General features: G+C 38.1%; 10 protein-coding genes. All 10 read right to left on the bottom strand.

The genetic code is table 11. The annotated features are described in order from the left end of the window. Positions 1–207: 207 nt before the first annotated feature. A complete protein-coding gene (locus M014_RS0124650; protein ID WP_026594072.1) occupies positions 208–1,017 on the bottom strand; it encodes a DUF368 domain-containing protein in 810 nt (269 codons plus the stop codon). Positions 1,018–1,189: 172 nt separating this feature from the next. Next, positions 1,190–2,143, bottom strand: a complete 954-nt coding sequence (gene trxB / locus M014_RS0124645) for a thioredoxin-disulfide reductase (RefSeq protein WP_026594071.1) — start codon at positions 2,141–2,143, stop codon at positions 1,190–1,192. A gap of 77 nt (positions 2,144–2,220) precedes the next feature. Further along, positions 2,221–3,732, bottom strand: coding sequence for a tetratricopeptide repeat protein (locus tag M014_RS0124640; RefSeq protein ID WP_026594070.1), 1,512 nt, complete (start codon positions 3,730–3,732; stop codon positions 2,221–2,223). Positions 3,733–3,871: 139 nt separating this feature from the next. Further along, complete coding sequence (locus tag M014_RS0124635; protein WP_026594069.1) at positions 3,872–4,387, bottom strand: acyltransferase; 516 nt, start codon at positions 4,385–4,387, stop codon at positions 3,872–3,874. 22 nt (positions 4,388–4,409) lie between these two features. Continuing rightward, on the bottom strand, positions 4,410–5,048 hold the full coding sequence (gene ppaX / locus M014_RS0124630) for a pyrophosphatase PpaX (RefSeq protein WP_026594068.1): 639 nt from the start codon (positions 5,046–5,048) through the stop codon (positions 4,410–4,412). A 66-nt stretch (positions 5,049–5,114) separates the two neighbouring features. After that, positions 5,115–5,927, bottom strand: coding sequence for a prolipoprotein diacylglyceryl transferase (lgt, locus tag M014_RS0124625; RefSeq protein ID WP_026594067.1), 813 nt, complete (start codon positions 5,925–5,927; stop codon positions 5,115–5,117). Positions 5,928–5,950: 23 nt separating this feature from the next. Beyond that, positions 5,951–6,880, bottom strand: a complete 930-nt coding sequence (gene hprK, locus M014_RS0124620) for an HPr(Ser) kinase/phosphatase (protein ID WP_035415741.1) — start codon at positions 6,878–6,880, stop codon at positions 5,951–5,953. A 162-nt stretch (positions 6,881–7,042) separates the two neighbouring features. After that, positions 7,043–7,417: a phage holin family protein gene (locus M014_RS0124615; RefSeq protein ID WP_026594065.1), complete on the bottom strand. Its 375-nt coding sequence runs from the start codon at positions 7,415–7,417 to the stop codon at positions 7,043–7,045. A 316-nt stretch (positions 7,418–7,733) separates the two neighbouring features. Then, on the bottom strand, positions 7,734–10,604 hold the full coding sequence (gene uvrA, locus M014_RS0124610; protein ID WP_026594064.1) for an excinuclease ABC subunit UvrA: 2,871 nt from the start codon (positions 10,602–10,604) through the stop codon (positions 7,734–7,736). A 5-nt stretch (positions 10,605–10,609) separates the two neighbouring features. Next, complete coding sequence (uvrB, locus tag M014_RS0124605) at positions 10,610–12,586, bottom strand: excinuclease ABC subunit B (RefSeq protein ID WP_026594063.1); 1,977 nt, start codon at positions 12,584–12,586, stop codon at positions 10,610–10,612. Positions 12,587–12,625 lie beyond the last annotated feature (39 nt).

Below are 12,625 nucleotides of genomic sequence, written 5' to 3'. Positions count from 1 at the left end.
CACCCCCAAATAAAGTAAAGTAGCCTGTCATAAATTGTCCTTTTACAGGCGATTTACTTTCCTACCAAATGTTGAGAGGCAAGATAAAGCAGAAAAGTAAGCTCTAGTAACATTTCAGCAAAATAATCAATTTTGTATATTATTGGTAAAAAACACAGAAAATATAAACACAAATAACAAAAAAAGTGATTGAGAGCTATCTCTCAATCACTTTTTCTTACTAAAATACGATACAATTGCAAATCCCAAAATAAACGTAATAATAGAACTTACAATCGACATACCACCGGTCGGAATCCCTGGAAACACTACTGCAATCGATCCGATAACAAGCCCGATAATTGAAGCGAATGTTGCACTTTTAAAATGCGCTATTAAGTAGCTAATTCCTTTACTACTCACAACAAACCCAACCATAACACCTGCACCAATGACTGCAATGAGCGGCAAGTTTAATGTTGTTAACGCATTAATCGCTGTTGGATATACACCGATGATTAATAAAATAAATGATCCACTAATCCCCGGAAGAAGCATAGCCATACTCGCCATCCAACCTGATAAGAATAACCCAATTGTATTTAAAATTGTTAAAGAAGTAATTGGATCTGCTGCTTTATCCGGTTTTAAAAATGCTGTTACAGCTACTAGTACCGCTGAAACAATTAGTATAACAATATGTCCTGTTTTAAATGTTTCCTTTGCATTTGCTTCCTTCATCAACATTGGTAAAATACTTAAAATTAAACCAAGGAAGAAAAACTGCGTTGGTTCATAATGATTTTCCAGTAAATACTTAATCACATGACTTAATGTTAAAAATGCCGCTGCCACACCAGCGCCAAGCGGAATCAAAAAGCCTAAATGCTTTTTCCATTCACGACTAAAGAATCCACTAAGTGCCGCAAGCAACCCTTCATAAATTCCTAATACAACAGCAATTGTTCCGCCGCTTACACCAGGAATTAAATCACTAACTCCCATACAAAAACCACGGTATATATTACGCCATTCCATACTGAATAAACTCCTCATTTCTCATAATCGTTTTTTCCGTAGATTCTAGTATAACAATAACTTTTGGTGTACTCCATGAGTAATTTAACAAATATTTTACATTTCAAACGAAAAATAAAGCAAGCTACCTTCTATGAAGATAGCTTGCTTCTCAAAAAGACTCTTACCCTTATTATTCTGTTACAGTTTTTAATTCCTCTAGCAGCTCTTCTACGTAGTGCTGTGCACTTTGCGCCGCGATACTACCATCGCCAGTTGCTGTTACAATTTGACGAAGCATCTTTTCGCGAACATCACCAGCTGCAAAAATACCAGGAACTTTCGTCTCCATACGTTCATTTGTTTCAATATAACCATTTTCATTTGTAATGCCAAGCTCAGTAAATGGTTTTGATAGTGGTAACATGCCGATATAAATGAAAGCACCGTCTGTTTTAAACTCTTGCTCTTCACCAGTGTTCACATCTACAAGTGTTACACTACCTACTTTACCCTTCTCTTCATTGATTTCTTTTACAGTATGATTCCAAATGAAGTCCACTTTCTCATTTTGGAAAGCACGGTCTTGCAGGATTTTCTGTGCACGAAGAGCGTCACGGCGGTGAACGATTGTTACTTTTGATGCGAAGCGTGTTAAATACACACCTTCCTCAACAGCAGAGTCTCCTCCACCAACAACAACAAGCTCTTTCCCTTTAAAGAACGCGCCGTCACATACTGCACAGTATGATACACCGCGGCCGCCAAGTTCTTTTTCACCTGGTACACCTATTTTTTTATACTCGGCACCACTCGCAACGATAATAGCGCGTGTTTTATATTCTTTTTTACCAGCTACAACTGTTTTATATTCTTTACCATCAATGATTTCTTTCACATCACCATATGCATATTCAGCACCAAATTTCTTTGCATGCTCAAACATTTTATTTGATAAATCAGGTCCTAAAATAGATTCATAACCTGGATAGTTTTCTACATCTTCTGTATTTGCCATTTGTCCGCCTGGAATACCACGTTCAAGCATAAGCGTGCTTAAATTCGCACGAGATGTATACACTGCAGCTGTCATCCCAGCTGGTCCAGCACCAATAATAATGACATCATAAATTTTTTCTTCTGACACACTATTCACTCCTATTCATTCCTACCGTGATTTACCCTCATTATACTGTTAGCATCTGTTTTTTCCCAATGATTTGCCTATGCATGAGTACGCTTGACTACCTGCACATATTTTCTCACAGTTGCCACAGATACATTATATATATTTCCAAGTTCGGCCTGTGTCATTTTATTTTTCTGCTGACCGCGCACAATATATTCGATTGCGGCAGACCAACCAAACACATTCGTAAAGACCGTTCCAGATGTATATAAACGTATAAACGTACAAAACCAAAAATGCAAGCATTCTTCAATTAATTCATCTTCTTTATTTGTATAATTATATAAAGCATCCGCAACCCGAATACATTGTTCAAACGGTTGTAACTCGCTCGGAATACTCTTATGGCTATTCATCAAGAAGAAGTATTTTGCCAATTGCGAAACAATCGGCACACGATTTTTCGCCTGCATCACATCAAAGAAAAAACCAATTTTCTCAGGTGTTGTTAATTCATTCATTAAATATAGTGCTAACATTTGTTCTTCCAACGTTTCACTTTGCTGGAAAGATTTCCGTAGCTCTTCAAATAAAACATTCTGTCCCTCATCAGCTAGATTTAAAGCATTCCACGGCTCTTTCCCTTTTTTATCAGGATGTAATTCTACAACAGATTGCCACATCTTTTCCGCTGTCTGTTGATCTTTTATCATATAAGCAGAGTATGCGAACCAATAGTAAAAGCTGACATCTCCTTCATAGCCTTGGCGCTTTAATAACCTTAACCATTTATATGCCGATTCAAAGTGACCAATTGTTGCAAATGTTGTTCCTAGCTTTAATCGATGCTCAAATGATATCGGATATACTGATTCTAGTTGATTTGCTAACGATTCTGCTTGCTTGTGCTCTCCAATTGAATATAGAAAAATAAGCGTATTACATAACGCATGCATATTACCAGGATTTTTCTCTAAAATCATTTCTGTTAACTTTAATGCTTTATCTACATTTCCTAACTGAAAATGAGCAATTGCTAAATTATTATAACCCGACCAAAATTCTGGATAATCTTTCGTAACAATTTCAAGTGTAGCAATCGCTTCTTCTAATTGTCCGTTACGAATGTAACGATTCGCCTCTTCCTGCATAACAATTAGTTCATCTTCATCTTCAAGCTCTTCCGCATCCATTGATTCTTCTTCCATAATCTCAAGTAACTCTAACGTCTCTTCCACAAATTCTTTCTCTGTAGCTATCTCTAAATATTGCTCCGCATACTTCTTTGCTTGCTGAAACAGACCAAGATATGCGTAATTATTTGCTACAAAATAATAACACTGTTCAATATCAGCTTGTGAACGGATAAGTTTCAAGAAAATTTGATTCGATTCTTGATACTCTCCCACCTCAGATAATACAGTTGCTAATTGACATAAAATAAACGGCTCTTTCTCACTTTGTGCCGCTCTACGAAAATATTTAATCGCATCTTGTAATTTATGACCTTGATAAGACCTCATCCCTTTTTTATAAAAGAAATCAGCTAATTGATTAAATGAGATAACTTGTCCGTTCTCCTTAAATATTCTTTGATTTTTCCCCATATATCCTCCAGTTTTTTGTTTTCTTCGCTCATACACTTTTCTATTTATAAGTATAAACGATTCCGTAAAAAACAAAACAGTATATTATAATCAATTATTTCCTTTTTATTCATAAAAAGAGAAGGAAAATGTTACATTTTTAACATTGACCTTCTTCTCTAGCTGCCATTTCTTCCTTCGTATAAATGATACGCATTGGATTTCCACCTACAAAAGCTCCACTTGGTACATCACGATGAACGAGCGTACCTGCTGAAACAATAGCACCGTCACCAATCTTCACACCTGGCAATACAGTTGAATTCGCTCCAATCATCACTTCATTCCCTATGATTACTTCTCCAAGACGATATTCCGTAATTAAATATTCATGAGCTAAAATCGTTGTGTTGTAGCCAATTACTGAATTCGTTCCAACTGTAATCTTCTCCGGAAACATAATATCTGGCATTACCATAAGTGCAAATGATGTTTGCTCTCCGACTTTCATTCGTAAAAATGTGCGATACAACCAATTTTTCATAGATAAAAATGGTGTATATCGTGCAATTTGAATAACAATAAAATTTTTCATTACCTTAAAAAAAGACACTGTTTTATATACATTCCATAATGAATTTGCTCCTGAAACAGGGTAGCGCGTTATACGTCGCACTTTGCTCTCTCCCCTTATCCACTTACTCAGACAAAATAGATAATAAATCACTCATTTTATCTAATACATAATCCGGCTTATACGATTCTAAGTATTCTCTACCTTTAATCGTCCATGCAACCGCTGCTGTTTTCGTGCCTGCATTTTGTCCGCCTACTATATCATGATGGTTATCTCCAACCATTAAAGTTTCTTCTGGTTTCGCATCCAATAGTTTTAATGCTTTTTGAATAGGTTCTGGATGTGGTTTCACATGCTGTACATCATCAATTGTCACAACAACATCAAAGAACTCATTTAACTTCGAAAGCTTTAAACCCATTTCTACTGTTTGTCTTGCCTTCGTTGTTACAATTCCAATTTTATAATCTTGTTTCTTTAATTCCCGAACTGTTTCATAGACAGTTTCATATTCTTCCACTAATTCGTCATGATGGTCATGATTATACTGACGATAGCACTGAATCATCTCATCCACTTTATCCTCATCCATTGAACTAAACGTCTCATGCAAAGATGGACCGATAAATGGCAATACATCCTCACGCTTATACTGATCTGGATAGTACTTATGTAACGTGTGTAAAAAAGAAGAAATAATAAGTTCATTTGTATTTATTAATGTTCCATCTAAATCAAATAACACTGTATTTATTTTCATATGTTAAAGTCCTTTCACTGGCTGAATATGAAAGAAGCAGCATCTCATATAAGATGCTACTTTTCTCTAGTTTTCTGAATATCTTTTATTAGCTTGCCCCATTTTACGTCTCACAATAATGAAAATGATTGAAATCACAACAAGCCCGATGGACACCACTTGCGCAATGCGAAGCGGCCCTAACATTAAGCTATCCGTACGTAAGCCTTCCACAAAGAAGCGTCCTACCGAATACCAAATTAAGTACGTAAAGAATAATTCACCACGACGTAAATTCGCTTTGCGTAATAACAATAATACAATTACCCCTGCAAAATTCCATAATGATTCATATAAGAACGTTGGATGATAATATACTCCATCAATATACATTTGATTCACTATAAACTCTGGTAAATGTAAGCTCTCTAAAAACTGTCTTGTTACTTCACCGCCGTGAGCCTCTTGGTTCATAAAGTTCCCCCAGCGTCCAATTGCTTGCCCAAGAAGAATACTTGGTGCTGCAATATCAGCTAGCTTCCAGAATGAAAGACCACGCTTTCTCGCAAAAATAATTCCTGTAATAACCGCTCCAATTAAGCCACCATGAATCGCCAAGCCACCTTGACGAATATTAATAATTTGGCGTGGGTCTTGCATATAATATTCCCACTCAAAAATAACATAGTATGCACGTGCGCAAATAATTGCAATTGGTACTGCAATTAAAACAAGATCAATAAAAGTATCTTTTGGAATACCTAATCGTTCACCCTCGCGTGTAGCTAACCAAAGTCCAAGCAAAACACCTGTCCCAATAATAATCCCATACCAATAGACTGGGAATGGTCCAAGTTGAATCGCTACACGATCTAGCTGTGGTACAGAACCTAACAGCATATGTATGACCTCCCTCTTCCAAATTACTCTTGATTTCCTAGCTCAATCGCACTCATTAGACGCTCTGAAAATTGCTGAGCTGCATTGACTCCCATTCGTTTTAATCTGAAGTTCATCGCTGCTACTTCAATAATAACAGCCAAGTTTCGACCAGGACGAACTGGTAGTGTAATCTTCGTAAGTTCTGTATCTATAATTTTCATTTTCTCTTCATCAAGACCGAGGCGATCATAATTTTTCTTTTGATCCCAAATCTCAAGATTAATTACAAGTGTAATACGCTTATAGTTTCGCACCGCACCTGCACCAAATAGCGTCATGACGTTAATAATACCTAGACCACGAATTTCTAATAAATGCTCAATTAAATCTGGAGAACTTCCTACTAGCGTATCTTCATCTTCTTGACGAATTTCTACGCTATCGTCCGCCACTAAGCGATGACCACGCTTTACAAGCTCAAGTGCTGTTTCACTTTTCCCGACACCACTTTGACCTGTAATTAAAACACCAACTCCGTAAATATCTACTAATACACCGTGAACGGCAGTTGTTGGCGCTAACTTACCTTCTAAATAGTTCGTTAAGCGACTTGATAATCTTGTTGTCGTTTGTGCAGAACGCAAAAGAGGTACACCAGATTCACGTGACGCTTGCAATAATTCCTCAGGTACATCTTGACTACGAGTTACGATAATACAAGGCGTCTCTTCTGTACAAAGAGCTGTCATTCTTTCTTGCTTCTGTTCGCTTGTTAATGTATCAAAAAACGTAAGCTCTGTTTTTCCAAGAAGCTGCACACGATCTGCTGGATAATATGTAAAGAATCCTGCCATTTCAATTCCAGGTCGCGATAAATCACTTGTATCAATTGGACGATGAATCCCTTCTTCACCACTTACTAATTCCAATTGAAATTGTTCAATTAAATCTTTTGTCCTTACTTTTGGCATATGTAAACCTCCACTCCGCTGCGGGTTCAGTCTCATTTGATGTAAAATTCCATTCTAACCGATATTGTACCATTTTTTTCTGAAAACAAGAAATATGGTTTCTAGTAAATAGAAAAAAACATTTCATGAGCGTCATGAAATGTTTTTCTTTTTGTCATTTTTCTACTTCTTTTCAGCTAATGGCTCGACAATTACTTTATCAATTAGCATATTTAAAATCGAAATACAAATTGCCGCCAGAATTGCTACACCAAATCCTGATATGTTAAAAGCGTCACCTAATAAAGAATCTGTCATCTCTAACGTAATTGCATTAATTACAATTAGGAAGAAGCCAAATGTTAAAACAGTAATCGGTAACGTAATTAAAATTAATAACGGTTTTACAAACACATTTAAAATCGATAAAATAATGCTCGCGATAATCGCGGTTTGTATGTTTTCTATGTAAAATGCGTCTGGTGCAATTCCCTTCAGAAGACCTGATACTACAATTAACACAACGCTATTTACAAGAAGTGATAGAATCCATCTCATTTTCTTACACATCCTTTTGACATATATACTTAATCATACGCTAATGGATTGTAAACGCCAAGTGACCATTTAAAAAACGATACAAAACCTTTCCTTTTTAGTGAGAGAGAGCGTCCGCCCATGCATAGAAGCAGGACCCATGACATGCGAAGACAGAAGGGGAAACTGAATAGAGGCCACCTTTGGACCTCGGAACCATGATTTGTATGATAAAAATCGAAATGAGTTTATATAACAACTTATTCCAGCCCTTATACTTGTATACCTATTGCGCTAAATCCTCTCCCAAACCAAAGCAAGGAGCCAGCCAATCGGCTTAGCTCCCTACTTCAACCTCTTTCATTTTCTCTTTCATACGAGCTGTATCACGCTGTAGAATTTCTTTTAAATACTTTCCTGTATAGGAACGCTCTTCTTTAACCACTTGTTCCGGTGTACCCGATGCAACGATTTGACCACCTTTGTCTCCACCTTCTGGACCAAGGTCAACAATGTAATCAGCTGTCTTAATTACATCTAAATTATGCTCAATTACAAGCACTGTCTCACCACTTTCAACAAGTCGCTGTAATACTTCTAGAAGGCGTGCAATATCATGTGCATGTAAACCAGTCGTTGGCTCATCTAAAATATATAACGTACGACCTGTAGAACGGCGATGTAATTCAGATGCTAATTTCACACGCTGCGCCTCACCGCCTGATAGCGTAGTAGCCGGCTGTCCTAATTTCATATATCCTAGTCCTACATCTACAAGCGTCTGTAATTTCCTTTTAATTTTCGGGATATTCGCAAAGAACTCTACCCCATCTTCAATTGTCATTCCTAATACTTCAGAAATGTTCTTATCTTTATATTTTACTTCTAACGTTTCGCGGTTATAACGTTTACCGTGACATACTTCACACGGAACATATACATCCGGCAAGAAGTGCATTTCAATTTTTATAATTCCATCACCGCGGCAAGCTTCACAGCGACCACCTTTTACGTTAAAACTAAAGCGTCCCTTTTGATATCCACGTACTTTTGCTTCATTCGTTTGTGCAAACACATCACGAATATCATCGAACACACCTGTATATGTTGCTGGGTTTGAACGTGGTGTACGCCCAATTGGTGATTGATCAATATCAATAACCTTATCTAAATGCTCAAGACCTTTAATATCCTTATGTGCTCCTGGCTTACTCTTCGCCTTATATAACTTCTGCGCTAAGGATTTATATAAAACTTCATTGACCATCGTACTTTTTCCAGAACCAGATACACCAGTTACTGCAACAAATGTCCCAAGTGGGAATGACATCTTCGCATTTTTTAAGTTATTTTCTTTTGCACCAATAATCTCAACTTTACGTCCGTCCCCTTTACGTCTTTCAAGTGGAACCGGAATAAACTTCTTCCCGCTTAAATATTGACCAGTTAATGAATTTTCATCATTCATCACTTCATCTGGTGATCCGGCTGACACAACTTGCCCACCATGAATTCCTGCACCAGGGCCGATATCAATCAAGTAATCTGCTGCCATCATTGTATCTTCATCATGTTCAACAACGATTAGCGTATTTCCTAAGTCGCGCATTTCCTGTAATGTACGAATCAGACGATCATTATCACGCTGATGCAAACCAATGGAAGGTTCATCTAAAATATATAGTACGCCAGTAAGACTTGAACCGATTTGTGTCGCTAAGCGAATACGCTGTGCTTCACCACCTGATAACGTTCCTGCTGCACGGCTTAAAGTTAAATAATCAAGTCCAACATTAACTAAGAAACCTACTCGCTCTTTAATTTCACGTAAAATTAAACGAGCAATTTGTTCTTGCTTCTCAGTCAATTCAATGTTGGAAAAGAAATCATACACTTCCTGAACAGAGTACTTCGTTACATCCGCAATTGTTTTCTCGCCAACAAAAACAGCTAAGCTTTCTGGCTTCAAACGGCCCCCCTTACATTTCGGACACGTCTGCTCCGCCATGTACTTCTCCATTTGTTCGCGAATGTAATCAGAACTCGTTTCACGATAACGACGTTCGATATTTGGAATAACGCCTTCAAATAAAATCTCACTTTCTTTCACTTGTCCAAAGTCATTCACATAGCGGAAATATACCTTTTCTTCGCCGCTTCCGTATAGTACTTTATCAAACAAATCTTTCGGAATATCTTTAACAGGCATATCCATATCAATTCCGTAATGATTGCACACAGATTGTAGCAATTGTGGATAATACTGCGAGCTTGTCGGTTCCCAAGGAGCAATCGCATGCCCATTTAACGATAAATCCCAGTTTGGAATCACAAGTTCTAAATCTACTTCCAGTTTCGAACCAAGTCCATCACAAGTCGGACAAGCTCCAAACGGGCTATTGAAAGAGAACATACGCGGCTCTAATTCACCGATTGAAAAACCACAATGCGGGCAAGCATGATGCTCACTAAATAAAAGTTCCTCTTCTCCAATCACATCGATTAATACACGACCTCCGCCTAGTTTCAATGCGCTTTCAAGAGAATCTGCAAGGCGGCTTGCAACCCCTTCTTTCACAACGATACGGTCAATTACGACTTCAATGGAATGCTTCTTGTTTTTATCTAACGTAATTTCTTCAGACACATCAAGCATTTCTCCATCAACACGAACGCGTACATAACCTTGTTTCTTTATATCTTCTAACACTTTCACATGCGCACCTTTACGGCCTGATACAATCGGTGCTAACACCTGTAATTTCGTACGTTCTGAATATTCAAGTACACGATCTACCATTTGTTCTACCGTTTGAGATGTAATTTCAATCCCGTGGTTCGGGCAAATTGGCGTCCCAATACGCGCAAATAATAGACGTAAATAATCATAAATCTCCGTTACTGTTCCAACTGTTGAGCGCGGGTTACGGCTCGTCGTTTTTTGATCAATTGAAATCGCTGGAGATAGACCTTCAATTGTATCCACATCCGGTTTATCCATTTGTCCTAAAAACTGGCGCGCATACGCGGATAAAGACTCCACGTACCTGCGCTGCCCTTCGGCGTAAATCGTATCAAATGCTAACGATGATTTCCCTGAACCAGACAAACCTGTCACAACAACGAGCTGATTTCTCGGAATGGTTACATCAATATTTTTTAAGTTATGCGCCCTCGCACCTTTTACAACGATAAAATCTTTGCTCACTATTTTCACCCTTCCGCTTTTAATTCTAGCAGTAAATCTCTCAGCTCAGCTGCACGCTCGAAGTCTAGTGCTTTTGCGGCTTCCTTCATTTCTGCTTCCATCTTCGCAATTGTTTTTTCCCGTTCTTTCTTCGTCATTTTCTTAGCTGGCTCCGCTTCATACACTTCAGTTTCTTCTGCGGCTGTTGTTGCACGAATCACGTCGCGCACTTCTTTTTGAATCGTTTTCGGTGTAATACCATGCTCTTCATTGTAAGCTTCTTGCTTTTGACGACGACGTTTCGTCTCTTCAATCGCAATTCCCATTGATTTCGTTATGCGATCTGCATACATAATTACATGGCCATTTTCATTACGTGCTGCACGACCAATTGTTTGAATTAATGATCGTTCTGAACGTAAGAAACCTTCTTTATCCGCATCTAAAATAGCTACAAGCGATACTTCCGGAAGATCAAGTCCTTCTCGTAATAAGTTAATACCGACAAGCACATCGAATTTACCAAGGCGAAGGTCACGAATAATCTCAATTCGCTCCAGCGTCTTAATTTCAGAATGAAGATAGTTTACTTTAATCCCAACATCTTTTAAGTAATCTGTTAAATCCTCTGACATTTTCTTTGTTAATGTCGTAATTAATACGCGCTCATTTTTCGCAATCCGGTCTTGTATTTCTCCTAGTAAATCATCAATTTGCCCTTCAATTGGCCTTACATCAATTTGCGGATCTAAGAGCCCAGTTGGACGAATAATTTGCTCCACAACTTCCGGTGCATGTTCTAGTTCATATGGACCCGGTGTTGCTGATACGTACACAACTTGATTCGTTTTCTCTTCAAACTCTTCAAACATAAGCGGTCTATTATCCATTGCTGACGGCAAACGGAATCCATGATCAACAAGTACTTGCTTACGCGCTTGGTCTCCGTTATACATCGCTCTTACTTGCGGGACTGTTACGTGTGACTCATCCATCACAATTAGGAAATCTTTAGGGAAATAATCTATTAATGTATATGGCGTTGAACCCGCTGGACGGAGCGTCAAATGACGGGAGTAGTTCTCAATCCCCGAACAAAATCCCATTTCGCGCATCATCTCTAAATCATAACGTGTTCGCTGCTCAATCCGCTGTGCTTCTAACAACTTACCGTTATCATTTAATTCTTTTAAACGTTCTTCTAATTCTTTTTCAATATTTTCAATAGCAATCTTCATTTTTTCTTCACGTGTAACGAAGTGAGACGCCGGGAAGATTGCCACATGTTCACGTTCTGCTAATACTTCACCTGTTAAAGCATTCACTTCACGGATACGATCAATCTCATCACCAAAAAACTCAATACGGATACAATGTTCATCAAGCGATGCAGGGAAAATCTCGACTACATCCCCTCGCACACGAAATGTTCCACGCTGGAAATCAATATCATTGCGGCCGTACTGCACATCAACAAGTTCACGAAGTAATTGATTGCGTTCCTTCTCCATACCAACGCGCAGAGAAACAACAAGCTCACGATATTCTTCCGGAGAACCTAAGCCGTAAATACAAGAAACACTCGCTACAATGATGACATCATCTCGTTCAAATAAAGCTGATGTTGCTGAGTGACGCAATTTATCAATCTCATCATTAATTTGTGCATCTTTCTCAATAAACGTATCGGTTTGTGGTACATACGCTTCCGGTTGATAATAATCGTAATAACTCACAAAATACTCAACAGCATTGTTTGGAAAGAAATCTTTCAGTTCACTGTACAACTGTCCTGCTAGCGTTTTATTATGAGCCATTACAAGTGTTGGCTTTTTCACTTCTTTAATAACATTCGAAATCGTAAATGTTTTTCCCGTTCCTGTCGCTCCAAGCAACACTTGATGTTTCTTACCATTATTAATCCCTGCTACCAGCTGCTTTATCGCCCTCGGCTGATCACCTTGCGGGGAATATTCTGAGACAATCTCAAATTGATGTTCCAAACAAAACCGACCTCCTCGTAAAAAATCTGTATTCCCATT

Source organism: Bacillus sp. UNC437CL72CviS29 (genome assembly GCF_000482345.1).
GTDB classification, from domain to species: domain Bacteria; phylum Bacillota; class Bacilli; order Bacillales; family Bacillaceae_G; genus Bacillus_A; species Bacillus_A arachidis.
This window is presented reverse-complemented; position numbering and strand designations above follow the sequence as displayed.

Coding starts and splice junctions, on each gene's coding strand:
- lgt (WP_026594067.1), bottom strand. CDS start 5,927: ATGCTGTTAGGTTCTGTACCACAGCTAGATCGTGTAGCGATTCAACTT.
- ppaX (WP_026594068.1), bottom strand. CDS start 5,048: ATGAAAATAAATACAGTGTTATTTGATTTAGATGGAACATTAATAAAT.
- hprK (WP_035415741.1), bottom strand. CDS start 6,880: ATGCCAAAAGTAAGGACAAAAGATTTAATTGAACAATTTCAATTGGAA.
- M014_RS0124650 (WP_026594072.1), bottom strand. CDS start 1,017: ATGGAATGGCGTAATATATACCGTGGTTTTTGTATGGGAGTTAGTGAT.
- M014_RS0124640 (WP_026594070.1), bottom strand. CDS start 3,732: ATGGGGAAAAATCAAAGAATATTTAAGGAGAACGGACAAGTTATCTCA.
- M014_RS0124615 (WP_026594065.1), bottom strand. CDS start 7,417: ATGAGATGGATTCTATCACTTCTTGTAAATAGCGTTGTGTTAATTGTA.